The following is an 18,616-nucleotide window of genomic DNA, read 5'->3' as shown; positions in this document are numbered from 1 at the left end:
TCTCCTATTCGGCCGCGATGCCGGTTGACCCTGCGGAGCGCAGGGTGCGCGCACCCTCCAGCCAGCTCATCCAGCCTTCCAGCCCCTCGCCCGTACGGGCCGAGACCTGCAGCACCTTGATCCGGCTGTTCACCCGCCTTGCATTGGCGACGGCCGCGCCGACACAGAAATCGACATGCGGCAGGAGATCGGTCTTGTTGAGGATCATCAGATCGGCCTTGGCGAAGATATCGGGATATTTCAGCGGCTTGTCCTCGCCCTCGGTCACCGACAGGATCACCACCTTGAAGGCTTCGCCGAGATCGAAACCGGCCGGACAGACAAGATTTCCGACATTCTCGATGAAAAGAATACCCGCCGGTTCAAGCGGCAGCTTTTCGAGGGCGTGACCGACCATATGCGCATCGAGATGGCAGCCCTTGCCCGTATTGATCTGGATTGCCGGCGCGCCCGTTTCGCGGATCCGGTCGGCATCGTTGGATGTCTGCTGGTCCCCTTCGATCACCGCGGCGGGCGTTTTCCCGGCGAGCCGCTTCAGCGTCTCCACCAGCAGGGAGGTCTTTCCCGACCCAGGACTGGACACCAGATTGAGCGCCAGAACGCCTTTTTCGGCGAGCAGCGTCCTGTTTCGCTCCGCGTAAGCATCGTTCTTGCCGAGAATATCCGCCTCCAGCCGGATGAGACGCGACTGGCTCATGCCCGGCACCGAGAGCCCGGCATCGCCTTCACCGAAGTGAACGTGAGCTGTCCCATCGCCGTGATCATGTCCGTGAACATGATCGGGGCCGTCATCATGCTTGTGCTCATGCACATGGCTGGTACCGCAACCGCAGACCGTACACATCACACCACCTCCAGTTCCCGGATTTTCAATTCTTCCCCGCTCACGACCTGCAGGGCTTCCGAGCCACACAGCGGGCAGGTATCGAACCGCTCTTTCACCGGGACGGTCTTGAAACAGGACAGGCAGAGGGCTTCGGCCGGCGGGCGGGAAATCTCCAGCACCGCCCCCTCCGCCAATGACCCCTTCATGACAACGTCGAAGCCGAATTGCAGCGCTTCCGGCTCCACGCAGGACAGCGGGCCGATATCGACGCGAACGCGTTTGACCCGGGTAAACCGGTCCCTGTCGGCCTGATCCTTCAAAATGTCGAGAATGCTCTCGCAGAGCGACATTTCATGCATGGGCCGCCCCCGCGCGTGGAACGGTTTGCGCCAGCCAGCCCAGGAAAAACGTCTCCGCATCCGCAAGGTTCATGGCCGCCTTTTCCGAGAGCCCTTCTTTCACTTCACCATAGTCATACCCGGAAATGCCGAGCACATAGGCGCGCGGCAAGGTTCCGTAAAGCGTCTCGCAAAGGGCGATGACCGTTTCCGGGACCAGGCTGTGGCTGCCCAGAACCTCCGGTGCGCCGGGCGATACTTCCCTGAAGGAGAACGCTTTCTCTCCACCGATTTCGGCATCGGCGAACACCACCAGATCGTGGCCGGAAACCGCCAGCGCATGCTCGGCGACAAGCTGATAATCGGTATCGACATCCAGTCCCGGCAGGCCGCGCGCGGCCATGGCTTCCGAAAAAGCCGGACCAAGCCCGTCATCCCCGCGTCCCGGATTGCCGTAACCGATCAGAAGCATTCCATTTTCCTTCTCACATCCGCAAAGCCTACACATTCCTGGATCCCGGAAATGTCTTGCACCTCCACGCACACTCCGCCGTCCCGGCCTTGCGCCGGGACCTGACCCGGGGCCCCGGCGCAAGGCCGGGGCGGCAGTGGAAAGTTGCGCCATCGCCCATCACACACACTGCGTCCGGCTGTCGAGCAGGCCGCCATCCGCGTTGAACAGCTCCACCTGCAACGGCATCTGACCGAGGGCGTGGGTGGCGCAGGACAGGCACGGGTCATAGGCACGGATCGCCACCTCGACATGATTGAGCATGCCTTCGGTGATCTGCTCCTTGCCGGAAAGGTGCTTAACCGCGACATCCTTCACCGCCCGGTTCATGCCCTCATTGTTATGCGTGGTGGAGACGATCAGGTTGCAGTAGGTCACCTGATCGTGCTCGTCGACCTTGTAGTGGTGGATGAGATTGCCGCGCGGCGCTTCGATCACACCGATACCCTCCTCGCGCCGGTCGCCCGTGGCGATCAGATCCGTGCCCTGCAGGTCCGGATCGTGCAGAAGCTCGCGCATCTTCTCCACGCAATGCAGCACCTCGATCATGCGCGCCCAGTGATTGGCGAGCGTCGAGTTGTTCGGCGTGCCGCAGGTGACCGCCTTCAGCTCCTTGAGGGCGGCATTGGCGAGCGGCGTGTCGATGAAACTCGCCGTGTTCATGCGCGCCAGCGGTCCGACCCGGTACCAGCCGTTGTCCGGCCCTATATCCCGGATGAAGGGGAACTTCATGTAGGACCAGGAGCGCACATCCTCCACGATCAGCTCGTGATATTTGCTGTACGGCACCTGGTCGAAGAGTATCTCGCCTGTGGAACTGAGCGCCCGGAGGTTGCCGTGATAAAGATCCAGCGCCCCGTCGCTCTCGCGCACCAGCGACATGTAGTTGGAGGGGAAGGAGCCGAATTCGGCGACCAGATCCTCGTGCTCCAGCGTGTAGTCGCGGGCGAGGCCGACCGCGTCCTGCGCCCACTCGGTCATCTCGTCTATCGAACCAAGAAAATGATCGCGGCGTTCGATCGGTAGATTGCGGTTGATGCCGCCCGGGATGGCACCGGTGCCGTGCACCTTCTTGCCGGCCGTCGCCTCGATGATCTCCTGGCCGTATTTGCGCATCAGAATTGCGCGCCTGCCGAGCTCCGGCTTCTCCTTGATCACCTCGAAGATGTTGCGCTTTTCCGCTGGGGCCCCGAAACCGAACAGCAGATCGGGTGCGGCCAGATGAAAGAAATGCAGCACGTGCGACTGCATCACCTGTCCGTAATGCATCAGCCGGCGCATCTTTTCCGCCGTCGGGGTGAGCTGGTCGACACCGGCGATCATGTCCATCGCCTTGGCCGCGGCCAGATGATGGCTGACCGGGCAGATGCCGCAAAGCCGCTGCACGATGACCGGCACTTCCCACATCAGCCGGCCCCGGATGAACCGCTCGAAGCCGCGGAACTCGACAATATGCAGCCGCGCCTCGTCAACCTGATTGTCCGCGTCGAGGTGGATGGTCACCTTGCCGTGGCCCTCCACGCGGGTGACCGGAGAGATCTCGATCAGTCTGGGTTCGCTCATGTCGGCAACTCCAAAACCCTGTCCTTGATTGTCGCGTTTCCGAAACGGAAAAACCGGTATCAGCTTTTCCTGAAAACGCTTTAGTCAAACTTGATCATCTCACGCTCGAAGCCGCGGAACTTTCCGGTCAGCAGCTTGGCAAGCGTGTCGAAGATGATATCGCCGCTCGGGGCGCAGCCCGGGATCTGGTAGTCGATTTCCACCACTTCCGAACACGGATAGACCTCATCCAGCAGCAACGGCAGCGCCGGATCGTTGGGCACGTTGTGGGTCGTGTTACGGATATATTTGCCGGTGATATAGGCTTCCTCCAGACACTCCCTGAGCGGGGCGTCCGAATGCATGATCGCATTGCGCATCGCAGGCAGACCGCCCATGATGGCGCATTGTCCGAGGGCGATCAGCACATCGCAATTGCGCCGGAAATCGTACAGCACATGCACGTTCTCCTCGTTGCAGCAGCCACCCTCGATGATGCCGATGTCGCAGCGCGTGGTGAAGCGCTTCTTGTCGGTCAGCGGTGAGCGGTCGACGTCCACAAGCTGCATCAGCTCGATCAGGCGCTCGTCGATATCGAGGATCGCCATGTGGCAGCCGAAACAGCCGGCCAGCGACGCCGTGGCGATGCGTGCCTTCGGAAGCTCGCTCATTTGCGCCTCTCCTCGATTTCGTGACCGATCAGTCCCTTGTCGAATTCCCGTTCGCCGATGGGCGTGACGAAACCGACCCGCTTGCGGATGATGCAGCCGACCGGACAGACCTCGGACGAAATCGCGTGATCCGTCACCTGCGCATCCGTATCGGCGAGATTTTCTCCGTTCACCGCGACACGCCGGTGAATGCCCCGCCCGACATAACCGAAGACGCCCTTGCCATCGACATCCTCCGACGCGCGGATGCACCGCCCGCAACTGATGCAGCGGTTGGTGTCGAGCGCGATATCGGGATGCGAGGCGTCGAGCGCCCGGCAGGGCTCCAGATAGGGAAACCGCGTCGTTTCGGTCATGTCGAGCCGGTAGGCCATCGCCTGCAATTCGCAATTGCCGCTCGCCTCGCAGATCGGGCACAGATGGTTGCCTTCGTGAAACAGCATCTCAACCAGATCGCGGCGCATCTTGTTCAGATGCGGCGTTTCGTTTTCGACCGCCTGTCCGGGTGCCGCCGGCTGCGTGCAGGCGGCAACGCTGCGCCCGCCGGCCTTGACCGTGCACACGCGGCAGCTGCCCTGATGGCGCAGGCCCTCGTGGTCGCACAGGCGCGGGATATAGACCCCGGCTTCGTCCGCCGCTTCCATGACCGTTTGCCCGGCATAGGCGGTGACTTCGATCCCGTCGATCGTGAAAGTGAAGCCGGTCTCTTTCTTGGTGCCGCTCATTGCGTGAAGTCCCTGTCGAAGATGTAGGAGCGGCGCTTGGCGATCTTGCGCGCGCCATCGATGGCAGACTGGATGTCGAACGTGTCGCGGATACCGTCCTTGTTCGGTTTGGTCAGCGCCGAGTAGACGAGCGGAAAGTTTTTCAAGGTGGTGAGGATCGGGTTGGGAGACGTCATGCCCAGGCCGCAGCGGCTGGTCTCGATGATCGTACCGGAAAGCTCCTTCAGATATTCGATATCCTCCGGGTTCGCGAGACCCTTGCGGAATTTGCCGATCGCCTTCTGCAGAAAGACGTTGCCGACCCGGCAGGGCGTGCAGTAGCCGCAGCTCTCATGCACGAAGAAGGACATGTAATATTCGACGATCTCGAGAATGTTGCGCTCACCGTTGAAGACGATGATCGCGCCGCCGGTCGCCAGATCGTCGAAGGTCAGTTTGCGGTGAAAGCTGTCGCGGGCAATCATCGCGCCGCTCGGACCGCCGACCTGGACAGCCGCCGCGTCCTGCCCGCCGGCCATCTCCAGGATCTCGCGGACGCTATGGCCGTAGGGAAGCTCGTAGATGCCGGGATTGAGACAATCGCCGCAGATGGAGAAAAGCTTGGTGCCGTGAGAGCCTTCCGTGCCCATCGCGTGGAACCATCCGGCCCCCCTGTCCAGAATGCGCGCCGCGTGGCAGAAGGTCTCGACATTGTTGACGACCGTCGGATGACCGAGATAGCCGCGGTTGACCGGAAATGGCGGACGGGTCTTCGGCTCGCCCGGCAGGCCCTCGCAGGAGCTGATGAGCGCGCCTTCCTCACCGCAGATATAGGCCCCCGCGCCGAGCTGCAGGCGGATGTCGAAATCGAAACCCCTGACCCCGAGAATGTCCTTGCCGAGGAGTCCCCGGCGGCGGCGTTCCTCCAGAACCTGTTCCACAAGCTCGCGCAGATAGACATATTCACCGCGCAGATAGAGAATGCCCTCGCTGGCCCCGACGGCCCTGGCGGCGATCGTCATGCCTTCGATCAAAAGATGCGGCCTCTCGCTCAGAAGCACCCGGTCCTTGAACGTTCCAGGTTCGCCTTCATCCGCGTTGCACAGGATAAAGCGCCTCTCGGCCCGTTCGCCGGCGGCAAAGCGCCACTTGCGGCCGGTCGTGAACCCGGCCCCGCCGCAGCCGCGCAGACCGCTGTCCTCGATTGCGGTGACGATCTGCGCCGGCATCATCGCGGCGGCCTTGTTCAGCCCCGCGTCTTCAGGCACCGGACCAAGCAGCACTTCACCGGCGTGGCGGACGTTGTTGTCCACCATACGGTTCGCCCGTTCATGCGGCGTCAGGTCTGAAAAGCGCTCGCTGACCAGATGTTCCGGCGTCAGGCCCGCTTTCAGCGCTTCGGCGGCCGCGCGGGCGGTATCAGCCGTCAGCCGGGTCAGAACCACGTCGTTGATCATCGCGGCGGGAGCCTGATCGCACATGCCGATACAGGGCGTGTATTCAAGAGAGAAGGCCCTGTCCGGCGACGTCTCGCCCACACGGATGCCGAGAACCTGCTCGAAGGCGGCGGTCACCTCCGCCAAACCCGCGTAGCGATCGACAATGTCGTCACACAGGCGGATGGTGATCCGGCCCTTCGGAGACAGGGAGAGAAACGAATAGAAACTCGCGACGCCTTCCACCTGGATGCGACTGAGACCGGTCTCGGTCGCGACCCTGTCCATCGTCGACGGTGAAATGCAGTGGTAGCGGTCCTGAACGGTCCGCAGGATATCCAGCATCCGGTGCTTGTCGTTGCCGAAAGCCTTGCAGATCGCCGCGATCTCTTCTCCGGGAACCGCAGAGACATCACACGCGGTCGACGAGAGCCCGTTGGTGCAGGCCTGGCCGTTATCCATGGCGGGCACCCTTCAGGCAGCGAAAGAACAAGCCTTTGGCTCTTAAATCGATTTGATCGAGTTGAACGTCCTTGCTCATGATAAAACCGCCAAATCGCTTGTGAAGATCCCGATGACCTTACGCTTCCAGAGTTGCAGGCTAGCGTCGTTGACGCAAATCAACATGCCTGAATTCGAGGCAGTCTTTTTGGAAAACACGCGGTTTTCAATCGCCGCCGGCCACATACCTGGCCGCCGCGATCACCCCCTGCCCGAGCGCCAGCCCACCATCGTTGGCGGGGAAATTTTCCTGATTCAGAACCCGGAACCCCATGTCTTTCAGACGGCCGGTCAAACCGTCTTTCACGATAGCGTTCTGAAAGACGCCGCCGGAGAAGACGACCGCGTCCCCCGGCCTCCCTCCACTTCGTGACAGCCCGTCAGCAAGCCCGCCGATCAGACCGAGATGGAACCGGGCCGCGATACGCCCGTCCGCTGCCCCGGCGTGCAGATCCGCGATAAGCTGCTGCCACAGTGCCACGAATGAAAGGCAAAGGGGAGACGACTTGAAATCGACCGCATAGCCGCGTTCCTCCTTCAGGAAGGGCCGCGCGAGACTTTCAAGAGCCATCGCGGCCTGTCCCTCGAAACTCTGCCGGCCGAAGCTGATCCCGAGAGCGGCGGCGACCGCATCGAAAAGACGTCCCGCGGAGGAAGACAGTGGCGAATTGAGCGATCTTTCCATCATCCGGTCCAGCATCGCCATATTCTTTTCCTCAAGGGCCGCCGCCAGCGGCAGCCCGGCTAGCCGCTCGCGGTAGTCGGGACCGAATGCGGTGCGAAGATGAGCCGCAAGGTTCCGCCACGGCTCGCGGACCGCAACCGCTCCCCCCGGCAGGGGAACCGGCTGGAAATGTCCGAGACGCTGAAAGCCCGCAAACCCACCCTTGAGGATCTCCCCGCCCCAGATCTTGCCATCCTCTCCCCAGCCGAGACCGTCGAGGATGATGCCGTAAGCCGATCCTTCTCCGGTAAGCGGCCAGCCCTGCCCGGCGAGGCAGGCCGCCAGATGCGCATGGTGATGCTGCACCCGCAGCAGATCGATACCGAATTCCGCCGCGAGTTGCTCACCGTAAACCGTCGAGAGATATTGCGGATGCCCGTCCACCGCGATGACGTCCGGCCTGAACCGGTAGAGATCGAGGTAAAGCCGCAACGTTTTCTTGTAGTCGGCGAATGTCTGCGCATTTTCCAGATCGCCTATATGCTGCGACAGCACCGCATCGCGGCCGTTTATCAGGCAGAAGGTGGATTTCAGCTCTCCGCCCATGGCGAGCACTCTGGGCGCCTGATCGAAATCCGGCGCCAGCCTCACCGAGGCAGGCGCATAGCCACGGGCGCGGCGCAACATGGAAACTCCCGACCGATCGAGCCGCAGGACGCTGTCATCCAGCCGGTTGACGATGTCCCGGTCGTGCATCAGGAAACCGTCGACGAGCCCGGCGAGGTGCTGCCGCGCCGCCGCGTTCTCCGTTTCCTGCGGATTGTCCGAAAGATTGCCGGATGTCATGACGATCGGCCGTTCAAGCTCGGCAAGAAGCAGGTGATGCAAGGGCGTGTTCGCCAGCATGACCCCGAGCCGGTCCTGTCCTGGCGCGATGCTTTCCGCAAGCGCCGGACCGGCCTTTTGGAGAAGCAGAATGGGCGCTGCCGCGCTTGCCAGCATGTCCGCTTCCCGCTCGCTGACACTGCAATAACCGAGGATCTGGTCCAGATCCCGCGCCATCAGGGCCAGAGGCTTGTCCGGCCGGCGTTTGCGATGGCGAAGCGTCCTGACGGCGGTCTCATTGCCCGCATCGACGGCGATCTGAAAGCCTCCAAGGCCCTTGACCGCCAGAATGCCGCCAGCCCGTAACCGTTGGACAGCAACCGCGAGGGGGTCGCCTTGCGCCTCACGTCCATCGGCGTCCTCGAACCACAGCCTTGGACCGCAGTCCGGACAGGCGACCGGCTGGGCATGGAACCGGCGGTCGTCGGGATCCTCATACTCCACCCGGCAGGACGGGCACATGGGAAAGCCGGACATGGAGGTCGATGCGCGGTCATAGGGAATATGCCGCAGGATGGACAGGCGCGGACCGCAGTGGGTGCAGTTGGTGAACGCGTAGCCGTGACGCCTGTCGGACGGATTGCCGATATCGGCAAGGCAGGCTGGACAGGTGGCGGCATCCGGAACAACCCCGGTCGCGACGGCGCCCTCGCCGCTGCCGAGGATTTGGAAGCTGTCGGGAACGGGAACGGGAGCGGGATCGGTGTCGGCGATATCGATCCGGTCCACGCGGGCAAGCGGTGGCGGCTCGGCGGTCAACCGGACAAGAAACTTCTCCAGCGCCTCCACCGGTCCGAACGCCTCGATCCGCACACCGGCTCCGTCATTCAGCACATGGCCGGTGATCTCCAGTTCGCGTGCAAGCCGCCAGACGAACGGACGGAAGCCGACACCCTGCACCAGCCCCCTGACCCGAATGGATTTGCCAGCCTGTCTCACGCGCTTTGCGGCCCCAATAAAAGCAATGCTCTTACAGAGCCGGTCGGATGCCTGAAATCAAGGTCGACTTGCGCCGCCTGAGCGTGAGTGCTGACTGCCCGCCCTACGGCCGCTGTCCAAAGCTGTTGATCACCTGCAGCCGTTCCAGATTGACGATCGCCGCGAGCATGAGCCGGTCCTGGCTCCAGTCCGCCGGTTTCTGGATCGACAGGGCCGTCAGGAAAATGACCGCCACCATAGGCAGAACCGCAAGCCCGACGATGCCCCAATGCGGGTGAAGCCGGTTCGGTTCCATCAAGGCTTCCACCCGGCGCCGGAGCTTCTGGGCCGGTGAGCGGCGCAGCAGCCGGTCATTGACTTCAAGCAGGGCCACGGAGGCGACGCTGCCCGAGCGATCGTGTGTCATGAGTTCCTGCCGCTTTTTCAGCCCCGCCTGAGCGGCCCTTAATAGGCACAGGCAATAGGATCTCAGATCCACGCGCGCGTCCTCGGCGACTTTCTGGTCGCAGGCCAGTTCGCGAAGCCGCTCGACCTCCGATTTCCACACGTAATAGAACGGGTTCCAGAACAGGAAGGGGCGCAGGCATTCCAGCGCGACTTCCCAGGTCACGTCGCCCCGGCGCAGATGCTGGAATTCATGCCTGAGTACCAGACCGAGATCGTCCGGCTCGGCCAGGAGATCCGACGGGATCACCACGTAGTGATGACGAAGGCCGCGAGCGGAAAAAGGCACAAGCGCGCGATCGGACAGCAGCAGTTTCAAACGCCCGTTGCGCCGCCACAGGTGGCAGCCGGACAGCATGCGGTGGAGCCGCGCGAAACTGACTGCCAGCCGCAGTGCGAAATATGTGAACCCGGCGATCAGAAACAGCGCCACGCCTTTGCCGAACCCCGGTTCCATGGCGAGAATGCTCTCGCTCATGTGGCTGCGCAATCCGAGAAGCGACTGGAAGTCCTCCGCCGGAATGCCGATGCCGCCGCGCAGATATTGCGCGACAGCATAATCCGCCAGATTGACCGGCAGCCTGGCGGGAAGCACTTCCGCCGCAAGCATGCTGTGATAGGCGGCCACGATGGCCGGTGACAGAACAATGATGGCAAACAGGCCGTTCAGCAATCCGAGCTGGAGCGTAAAGGCGAGCCTTTTTCCAATCCGGGCCAGAACCAGTTTTGCGGCTAACCACACGAGAGCCGTAACGGCCAGTGTGATGTTCAGATCGATGTAAACATCGAACATCCCGTTAAGTAGCGTCATCTGTCCTCCTCCTGTCCAGCAACGCTCTGATCTCCTCCAGGTCCTCCTTCGAAAGGTCGTATTCATCGACGAGCCGCGCCACCAGGGACGCCGGCGTGCCGTCGAACAGTTTATCCGACAGGTTTCGAAGAAAACGGGACTGGTAGGTGTCTTTGGTCAGCCGGGGGGAATAGATGAATGTCTTGCCTTCTTTCCGGCTGTCCACGAAGTTCTTTTCGTCCAGGATCCGCATGATGGTGGCACACGACGTATAGGCCAGTTTTCTCTCCGGCGGCAGACATGCGAGAATATCCCGCACGGAGCCTTCGCCGAGTTTCCAGAGTTCGGTCATGAACTCCAGCTCGACTTCGGTCAAAAACTCGTTGGTCTTACGTTTTCTCATTATTTTCCTGCGCCATTTGCGGATTGGATGGGGCCACGGCGCCTATTCTTGCATCAATGGTCGGTAAAATACTATTCCTTTAGTCGGGCCTGCTCCCGGTCATACTTTCCAGAAGCAGAATGTCCCCCAGCCAAGGCTGATCGCCAGGGGCCACCAGAGCGGCGGGCCCATCAATCCGAGCCAGGCGAAGAAGATGAAGGCGCTGCCCAGCAGGGTGATGAACAGCCGGTCGCCGCGCGTTGTCGTCAACCCCAGAACACCGTTGCGGGCCTGTCCGCCCGGATAGCGCACCTCCAGCAGCACCAGCACTCCGATTGCGGTGAAAATCCCGACGAACAGCAGCGCCGTCGGCCAGGTCCAGGCCATCCAGCCGAGCATCAGACCCTCCCCAGGGCAAAGCCCTTGGCGATATAGTTACGGACAAAATAGATGACGATGGCGCCGGGAATGATGGTCAGGGTCCCGGCCGCCGCCAGGAGCCCGAGTTCGTAGCCCGCGGAGGAAGCGGTCCGGGTCATTACGGCGGCGATAGGTTTGGCCGCGACGGCGGTCAGCGTCTTGGCGAGCAGCAGTTCCACCCAGGAGAACATGAAGCAGAAGAAGGCCGCGACGCCGACCCCTGCCGTGATCGAGGGCAGGAATATGGTGACGAAGAACCTCGGGAAGGAATAGCCGTCCACATAGGCCGTTTCATCCAGTTCCTTCGGTACGCCGCTCATGAACCCTTCCAGGATCCACACCGCCAGCGGCACGTTGAACAGGCAATGGGCAAGCGCCACCGCGATATGGGTGTCGAACAGTCCGACGGCCGAATAAAGCTGGAAGAAGGGCAGCGCGAAGACGGCCGCCGGAGCCATGCGGTTGGTCAGCAGCCAGAAGAACAGGTGCTTGTCGCCCACGAAGGTGTAGCGGGAGAAGGCATAGGCAGCCGGCAGCGCGACCAGGACCGAGATCACCGTGTTCAGCGTCACATAGATGATGGAGTTGATATAACCCCAGTACCAGGTCGGATCGGTGAGGATCTCGGTATAGTTCGCCAGTGTCCAGGTCTGCGGGAACAGGGAGAACCCGGCCAGGATCTCGTTGGTGGTCTTGAAACTCATCGCGACCAGCCAGTAGATCGGCAGCATCAGGAACAGGATGTAAAGCGCGGGAACCAGGCTTTTCAGGCGCATTTCGGTTCTCCCTAGGATTTGTTGTCGTTCATCGTCATCAGCGTGTAGAACAGCCAGGAGACCAGCAGCGTGATGGCGAAATAGATGAGGGACATGGCGGCCGCCGGTCCGAGATCGAACTGGCCGAGGGCGATTTTCACCAGATCGATGGAAAGCAGCGTGGTGGAGTTGCCCGGTCCGCCACCGGTCAGCACGAACGGTTCGGTATAGATGTTGAAGCTGTCCATGAAGCGCAGCAGGATGGCGATGGTCAGCACCGTTTTCATCTTCGGAAGCTGGATGAAGCGGAACACCGCCCATCCGGACGCCCCGTCGATTTCCGCCGCCTGGTAATAGGCGTTCGGGATCGAGACCAGACCGGCATAGGCAAGCAGCACCACCAGCGACGTCCAGTGCCAGACATCCATGATGACGATCGTCACCCAGGCGGCGAACGGGTTCTGGGTCATGTCATAGGGAATACCCAGCGTGTGGTTCATGAAATAGCCGAGCAGGCCGATATCCGGCAAGGTGAAGATGTTCCACATCGCCCCGACCACGTTCCACGGGATCAGCATGGGAAGCGCCATCGTGACCAGGCAGAACGGCACCCAGAAGCCCTGCCTGGGCATGGCGAGCGCGATGGCAACGCCAAGCGGCACCTCGATGATCAGGATCAGGAAGGTGAACAGAAACTGACGGCCGAGCGCCTTGTGAAAGCGTTCCGACGTCAGCACCTGCTCGAACCAGTCGATCCCCTGCCAGAAAAACAGATTGTCGCCGAAGGTCTCCTGAACGGAATAGTTCACCACGGTCATCATCGGGATGAGCGCGTTGAATGCGACCAGCAGCAGCACCGGCGTGACGAACAGCCAGGCCCGTTGATTCAGCTTCTTCATCGCACATCTCCCTCGGGCCGGCTCGCCAGCCAGCCGTCCTTGTAGAGCCGGGTCTGGGATCGTTTGAAGTCGAGCATCACCGCATCGCCCGCATTCGGCGCGTCGCCCTCGAGGATCGCATGGATGCGGCTGTCATGGGCGATGGCTTCAACCACCTTGTGGCGGCCGATATCGGCCACCTTGCGGACATGGGCGGCGATACCGCCGCCGGTTGTGGAAACCGACACGAATTCCGGCCGGATACCGACCTCCGCCTTGCCGTCGGCGGCGCCGCCCGCCGGACCTTCCAGCGCGACTTGCTCGCCGCCGAAGAAGGCGGCCCCGCCCTTCACCTCGCAGGGCAGGACATTCATGCCCGGTGAGCCGATGAAATGGCCAACGAAGGTGTGCGCCGGACGTTCGAACAGATCCACCGGCGTGCCGATTTGAACGATCTCGCCGTCCTGCATCACCACCACCTGATCGGCGAAGGTCAATGCCTCCGTCTGGTCGTGGGTGACATAGATCATGGTCGCCCGCACCCGCTGGTGCAGCTCCTTGAGCTTGGAGCGCAGCTTCCACTTCAGATGCGGATCGATCACGGTCAGCGGCTCGTCGAACATGACGACGTTGACATCCTCGCGCACCAGGCCGCGGCCCATGGAGATCTTCTGCTTGTTGTCCGGGGAAAGGTTCGACGCGCGCGTCGACAGCATGCCGGTGACTTCCAGCATCTCCGCGATGGCGGTCACCCGGCGCTTGACGATGTCCTCGTCCCGGCCGCGGTTGCGCAAGGGAAAGGCCAGATTGTCGTAGACGGTCATGGTGTCGTAAATGACCGGAAACTGGAACACCTGAGCGATATTGCGCTTTGCCGGCGGCAGGGCCGTCACATCCCGGTCGTCGAACAGGATCTTGCCTTCCGAAGGAACGAGAAGGCCCGAGATGATGTTCAAAAGCGTGGACTTGCCGCAGCCGGACGGGCCCAGAAGCGCATAGGCGCCGCCGTCGTCCCAGGTAAGATCGATTTTCTTGAGCGCGTAATCGTCATCGTCCGCCGGATCGGGGCGATAGCTGTGCCGCAGGTTGGAGAGTGTGATTTGTGCCATGAGGTCCTCTCCCTATGCTGCCAGCGTGCCGTCAGGCGTGAAGAAAAAACAATGGTTCGGGTCCAGATGGAACGTATGGACCTCACCGACCTGATAGGGATGCACGCCAGCTGACAGGGACACCCAGGGCTGGCCGCTCATTTCGAAATGGGCACTGCTTTCCGAACCGCTGAGTTCGGTCACCAGAACGCGGCCCGAGAGCCTGACCGAATGAGCCGGCGTTTCCACCGGCAGCACATGATGCGGCCGGATCGCCAGCGTATAGGGTCCATCGGCAAGGGTCGCGGCGGCACCCGGCAGGGTCCAGCTTGTCGTCTCGTTCAGAATGACCCTTTCCCCCTGCTTGGTCACCCCGGCGACGTTGATCGGAGGATTGGAGAACACTTTCGCCGCATCCAGATCCCTGGGCTTGCGGTAGATGTCGGCGGTCGGGCCGAACTGGACCACCTTGCCGTCGGTCATCAGCGCGGTCTGCCCGCCCAGCAGAAGCGCTTCCTCGGGTTCGGAGGTCGCGTAGACAACAACCGCCCCACGGCCGGCGAACAGTTCGGGAAGCTGGTCGCGCAGTTCCTCGCGCAGCTTGTAGTCCAGGTTCGCCAGCGGCTCGTCGAGGAAAACGGCGTCGCTTTCCTTCACGATGGCGCGCGCCAGCGCGGTCCGCTGCTGCTGGCCGCCGGACAGTTCGTGCGGCTTGCGGTTCAGGAAGGGTTTCAGTTTCAAAATCCCCGCCGCCTCGTCCACCCGGCCTTCGATTTCCGACCTGGCAACGCCGGCGACCTTCAGCGGCGATGCGATGTTGTCGAAGACCGACATATGCGGGTAGTTGACGAAAAACTGGTGCACCAGGCTGATGTTGCGCTTTTGCGCCGACAGACCGGAGACATCCCTGCCATTGAGGATGATCTGCCCGGAGGCGAGGCTGTCGAGGCCGGCCATCAGCTTGATCAGCGAGGTCTTGCCCGAACCGGTTTCTCCCAGGAGAACGTTGAAATGACCGGTTTCGAGCGTCAGGCTCGTTTCCTTGACGTGGGTGATGCCTGCCACGCGCTTACTGACGTTTTTAAGTTCCAGGGACATATATCTTCGCCCGCGTCCGGACAGGCACAAGGCGCGGAACTCGGTCCCGCGGGCTGTCACATTCGCAAAAGTGATGGACCGGGGAATGCCCCGGTCCTGTTGTTGGGTTCAAGCGACGGTCCGGCTTATTTTTCCGCCCAGCGGGCAACCAGCTCGTCATAGTTCACGGTCTGGCCCTGAGGCTTCTCGTTGTCGAGTTTGGCCTTCGGAGCACCCGGCTGTGACAGCCAGTATTCCGGGTCCTTTTCCTCGTTCAGACGCGGACCGCAACCGCCATAGACATTGGCGCGTTCGTCGGCCTGCTGCATGCGGGCCATGACGATGTCCATTTCCTCCGCCAGACGGTCCATGGCCTCCTGCGGCGTGAAGGCGCCGGAGTTCACGTCACCGATCTGCTGCCACCAGATCTGGGCCAGCTTCGGATAATCCGGGACATTGATGCCGGTCGGCGACCAGGCCACCCGGTCCGGAGAGCGGTAGAATTCGACCAGCCCGCCGAGTTTCGGAGCCCGCTCGGAGAAGGACTCGTGACGCACCGTGCTGTCGCGGATGAAGGTGAGACCGACATGGCTCTTCTTCACGTCCACTGTCTTGGACACCACGAACTGGGCGTAGAGCCAGGCGGCTTTCGCACGGTCTTCGGGCGTGGATTTCAGGATGGTCCAGGACCCGACGTCCTGATAACCGACCTTCTGACCTTCTTCCCAATAGGGGCCATGCGGGCTCGGTGCCATGCGCCACAGCGGCGTACCTTCGTCATCCACCGTGTTGTTGCCTTCGGACTTCGGCTTCACCATGTCCGCTGTGAACGCGGTGTACCAGAAGATCTGCTGGGCGACGTTGCCCTGGCTGAGTGCCGGCAGGGACTGGTAAAAGTCGAAGCTGGCGGCGCCCGGAGGGGCGTAGTTGCGCAGCCACTCGTCCCATTTGCGGATCGCGTAGACGGCCGCCGGACCGTTGGCGGCACCACCGCGGGAAACCGACGCACCCACCGGGTTGCAGGTCCCCTTTTCCATGCGGATGCCCCATTCGTCGACCGGGATGCCGTTCGGCTCACCCTTGTCGCCGGCCCCGGCCATGGACAGCCAGGCGTCGGTCATGCGCCAGCCGAGATCGGGTGCGCGCTTGCCGTAATCCATGTGTCCGAAGATCTGGACGCCATCGACTTCCTTCACGTCGTTGGTGAAGAACTCGGCAATATCCTCATAGGCCGACCAGTTGACCGGAACGCCGAGGTCATAACCGTATTTGTCCTTGAAGGCCTTCTTCAGGTCTTCCCGGTCGAACCAGTCCTTGCGGAACCAGTAGAGGTTCGCGAACTGCTGGTCGGGCAACTGATAAAGATCGCCGTCCGGACCGGTGGTGAACTGCGTGCCCATGAAGTCGTCCAGGTCGAGCCCCGGATTGGTGACATCCTTCGCCGCGCCGCCCATCCAGTCGGACAGATTGTAGGCAAGCTGCAGACGGGAATGGGTGCCGATCAGATCGCTGTCGTTGACATAGGCGTCATAGAGGTTCCGTCCGGTCTGCATCTGGGTCTGGACGGCCTGAACGACTTCGCCTTCACCGAGAATCTGGTGATTGACCTTGATACCGGTGATTTCCTCAAACGCCTTTGTCAGAACTTCCGACTCGTACGAATGGGTCGGAATACCTTCCGACAGAACGTTGATCTCCATGCCGTTGAACGGCTCGGCCGCCTTGATGAACCACTGCATCTCGGCGAGCTGATCGTCCTTCGACAGGACCGATGGCTGGAATTCCTGGTCAATCCACTTCTGTGCCGCTGCTTCGTCGGCAAAAGCTGATCCTGACCCCGCAATCACAGCGCAAGCTGCAACCGCGGAGAGTAGATACTTACGCATCTGCATCTCCTCCCAATGAGATAAATAGCGCCGTGTTTATCCGGCTGCCGATACTTGGACACACCGCCGCCATGTTGTCAAACTAATTTTTTAGTAGATTTATTTCGACCCAAAAAACAAATCAACACATTGATATAATTATAATTATTTCAGTACGCATTTAATCCGGCGATAGCCCATCTTGTCGCTTTAGTGTTGTTGTCAGCGTCGAGTGTGGCACAAATTTGTCGGCAAATGTAGCGCGAAAACGGCTTTCGGATCTTTCATTTGAAGGATTATATTTCGGCAAATTATCTTCGTTTGGAGAGGTAAAACGAAAATATTTGATTGGCACGGCAGCGCAACAAGGCCTGTTGCAGCGCCACACGGAGACAATCTCCATCCCGGACCGCCTCTTTTTCCCGTTATGAGTGCAGTGACCGGTCGCCCTCGCAAAACGCTCTCACCAGGGATGCCAGAGCACGCGTTTTATGTTGCAAAGCCAGCCCCGGAAAAGGATGACTGTAAAAAGCGCATCAGCCGGGAGCCGGACCTCAGTGAACATGTCGATCCCCACAAGGCATCCGGTTCTGGTAACCGGCGCCACCGGCTACGTGGCCGGCTGGCTGGTGAAGGAACTGCTGGAGGCCGGCGTTACCGTAAACGCGGCGGTACGCAACCCCGGCAACGCGGCGAAGCTCCGGCATCTTCGCGAAATCGCGGATGGATCGCCCGGCACAATAAGGTTCTTTGAAGCGGATCTCCTGAAACCGGGATCCTACGCCGCCGCCATGGAAGGCTGTTCCGTTGTCTTCCACACCGCCTCCCCCTTCACCACCCGGGTCAGGAACCCTCAAAAGGAACTGATCGATCCGGCACTCAAGGGCACCCGGAATGTACTCGAAACCGCCGCCGCGATTGCGGCGGTCGAACGGGTCGTCGTCACCAGTTCCTGCGCGGCGATCTACACCGACGCCATCGACTGCCGCAAAGCCCCCGGCGGGATCCTGCGCGAAGACATCTGGAACACCACCGCATCGCTCACTTACCAGCCTTACAGCTTTTCCAAGACGCTGGCGGAACGGGAAGCCTGGAGGATCGCAGACGCGCAGAACCGGTTCAAACTGGTCGCCGTGAACCCGTCGCTGGTAATCGGCCCGGCCCTGAATCCGGACCCGACTTCCGAGAGTTTCAACATCGTCCGGCAGTTTGGCAATGGCACCATGAAACTGGGTGCCCCGAAGCTCGGGTTAGGGGCCGTGGACGTTCGCGATCTCGCCCGGGCGCATCTCGCGGCCGGCTTTGTTCCGAATGCGGAAGGCCGCTACATCGTCTCGGGCCACAACACCAATATTCTCGAACTCGGCAAGGCGCTCATCGAAAAATACGGCAACACCCATCCCGTGCCGCGCAAATCCGTGCCGAAATCCCTTGTCTGGCTGCTCGGCCCGATCCTGGGCGGCATCTCCCGCAGGTTCGTCATCAACAATGTCGATGTGAAATGGCGCGCGGACAATTCCAGAAGCAAACGCGACCTTGGAATGACCTACCGCCCGCTTGAAGAGTCCATGGAAGACATGTTCCAGCAGATGATCGATGTGGCGGCATTGGGGAAATAGCCGATATCCCGCACTTGCTGCACTCATGCGCAGCGAAAACGGTCATCCTCGGATCTCCCGTCTTGCCGTTCCGGACCTGATCCGGGACCTTGAAGGCGGCAATCGAAAAGCTGTCCCGGCGAAAGGCCGGGACAGCGGATGAGAGCGGGCCTGTCTTACATATCGCATTCGGCCCAATAGGCATCCGCATGGCTGGTCAGCGCCGTGCCGATGATCTTGTTGGTGTAGACATCGCCTTCCTTGATCACCTCGCGGACATGGATGTCCTGGATCGGGTGATG

17 protein-coding genes and 1 pseudogene are annotated in these 18,616 nt (G+C 61.3%); 1 reads left to right on the top strand and 17 read right to left on the bottom strand.

From position 1 onward, the window contains the following. Positions 1-4: 4 nt before the first annotated feature. The 16 genes from hypB to CLV41_RS23615 all read right to left on the bottom strand — a co-directional run bounded on the left by hypB (position 5) and on the right by CLV41_RS23615 (position 16,737). On the bottom strand, positions 5-844 hold the full coding sequence (gene hypB, locus CLV41_RS23690) for a hydrogenase nickel incorporation protein HypB (protein ID WP_103224963.1): 840 nt from the start codon (positions 842-844) through the stop codon (positions 5-7). Further along, a complete protein-coding gene (hypA, locus tag CLV41_RS23685) occupies positions 844-1,185 on the bottom strand; it encodes a hydrogenase maturation nickel metallochaperone HypA (RefSeq protein ID WP_103224962.1) in 342 nt (113 codons plus the stop codon). The genes hypB and hypA overlap by 1 nt, the downstream gene beginning before the upstream one ends. After that, entirely contained in the window at positions 1,178-1,636 is a 459-nt protein-coding gene (locus tag CLV41_RS23680; RefSeq protein WP_170107303.1) for a hydrogenase maturation protease, read from the bottom strand. Before CLV41_RS23680 ends, hypA begins: the two co-directional genes overlap by 8 nt. Positions 1,637-1,795: 159 nt before the next feature. Next, the gene (locus tag CLV41_RS23675; protein ID WP_103224960.1) at positions 1,796-3,238 is read right to left on the bottom strand and encodes a Ni/Fe hydrogenase subunit alpha; all 1,443 of its coding nucleotides are present in this window, start codon (positions 3,236-3,238) and stop codon (positions 1,796-1,798) included. A gap of 80 nt (positions 3,239-3,318) precedes the next feature. Further along, a complete protein-coding gene (locus CLV41_RS23670; protein WP_103224959.1) occupies positions 3,319-3,888 on the bottom strand; it encodes an NADH-quinone oxidoreductase subunit B family protein in 570 nt (189 codons plus the stop codon). Next, entirely contained in the window at positions 3,885-4,613 is a 729-nt protein-coding gene (locus CLV41_RS23665; protein WP_103224958.1) for a 2Fe-2S iron-sulfur cluster-binding protein, read from the bottom strand. The genes CLV41_RS23670 and CLV41_RS23665 overlap by 4 nt, the downstream gene beginning before the upstream one ends. Continuing rightward, a complete protein-coding gene (locus CLV41_RS23660) occupies positions 4,610-6,490 on the bottom strand; it encodes an NAD(P)H-dependent oxidoreductase subunit E (RefSeq protein WP_103224957.1) in 1,881 nt (626 codons plus the stop codon). Before CLV41_RS23660 ends, CLV41_RS23665 begins: the two co-directional genes overlap by 4 nt. 205 nt (positions 6,491-6,695) lie before the next feature. After that, the gene (hypF, locus tag CLV41_RS23655) at positions 6,696-9,017 is read right to left on the bottom strand and encodes a carbamoyltransferase HypF (protein ID WP_103224956.1); all 2,322 of its coding nucleotides are present in this window, start codon (positions 9,015-9,017) and stop codon (positions 6,696-6,698) included. 103 nt (positions 9,018-9,120) lie between these two features. Continuing rightward, positions 9,121-10,272, bottom strand: a complete 1,152-nt coding sequence (locus CLV41_RS23650; RefSeq protein ID WP_103224955.1) for a M56 family metallopeptidase — start codon at positions 10,270-10,272, stop codon at positions 9,121-9,123. After that, complete coding sequence (locus tag CLV41_RS23645; protein ID WP_103224954.1) at positions 10,259-10,654, bottom strand: BlaI/MecI/CopY family transcriptional regulator; 396 nt, start codon at positions 10,652-10,654, stop codon at positions 10,259-10,261. The genes CLV41_RS23650 and CLV41_RS23645 overlap by 14 nt, the downstream gene beginning before the upstream one ends. Before the next feature lie 99 nt (positions 10,655-10,753). After that, positions 10,754-11,032 carry a DUF2160 domain-containing protein gene (locus tag CLV41_RS23640; protein WP_103224953.1) on the bottom strand — a complete coding sequence of 93 codons (279 nt, stop codon included), beginning with the start codon at positions 11,030-11,032 and terminating at the stop codon, positions 10,754-10,756. Continuing rightward, positions 11,032-11,829: a carbohydrate ABC transporter permease gene (locus tag CLV41_RS23635; protein ID WP_103224952.1), complete on the bottom strand. Its 798-nt coding sequence runs from the start codon at positions 11,827-11,829 to the stop codon at positions 11,032-11,034. Before CLV41_RS23635 ends, CLV41_RS23640 begins: the two co-directional genes overlap by 1 nt. An 11-nt stretch (positions 11,830-11,840) precedes the next feature. Next, the gene (locus CLV41_RS23630; RefSeq protein ID WP_103224951.1) at positions 11,841-12,707 is read right to left on the bottom strand and encodes a carbohydrate ABC transporter permease; all 867 of its coding nucleotides are present in this window, start codon (positions 12,705-12,707) and stop codon (positions 11,841-11,843) included. Continuing rightward, positions 12,704-13,795, bottom strand: coding sequence for an ABC transporter ATP-binding protein (locus tag CLV41_RS23625; protein ID WP_103224950.1), 1,092 nt, complete (start codon positions 13,793-13,795; stop codon positions 12,704-12,706). The genes CLV41_RS23630 and CLV41_RS23625 overlap by 4 nt, the downstream gene beginning before the upstream one ends. 12 nt (positions 13,796-13,807) lie before the next feature. After that, positions 13,808-14,872 carry an ABC transporter ATP-binding protein gene (locus CLV41_RS23620; RefSeq protein WP_103224949.1) on the bottom strand — a complete coding sequence of 355 codons (1,065 nt, stop codon included), beginning with the start codon at positions 14,870-14,872 and terminating at the stop codon, positions 13,808-13,810. A gap of 125 nt (positions 14,873-14,997) precedes the next feature. Next, positions 14,998-16,737, bottom strand: coding sequence for an ABC transporter substrate-binding protein (locus tag CLV41_RS23615; protein WP_103225045.1), 1,740 nt, complete (start codon positions 16,735-16,737; stop codon positions 14,998-15,000). 542 nt (positions 16,738-17,279) lie between these two features. Here CLV41_RS23615 and CLV41_RS23610 point away from each other — a divergent pair. Then, positions 17,280-18,335 carry an NAD-dependent epimerase/dehydratase family protein gene (locus CLV41_RS23610; protein ID WP_103224948.1) on the top strand — a complete coding sequence of 352 codons (1,056 nt, stop codon included), beginning with the start codon at positions 17,280-17,282 and terminating at the stop codon, positions 18,333-18,335. Between the two features lie 155 nt (positions 18,336-18,490). Here CLV41_RS23610 and CLV41_RS28220 read toward each other — a convergent pair. Next, positions 18,491-18,616: pseudogene (locus CLV41_RS28220) on the bottom strand (ABC transporter substrate-binding protein); the annotation flags it as partial.

The organism is Roseibium marinum (genome assembly GCF_002906165.1).
GTDB lineage: Bacteria > Pseudomonadota > Alphaproteobacteria > Rhizobiales > Stappiaceae > Roseibium > Roseibium marinum.
This window is presented reverse-complemented; position numbering and strand designations above follow the sequence as displayed.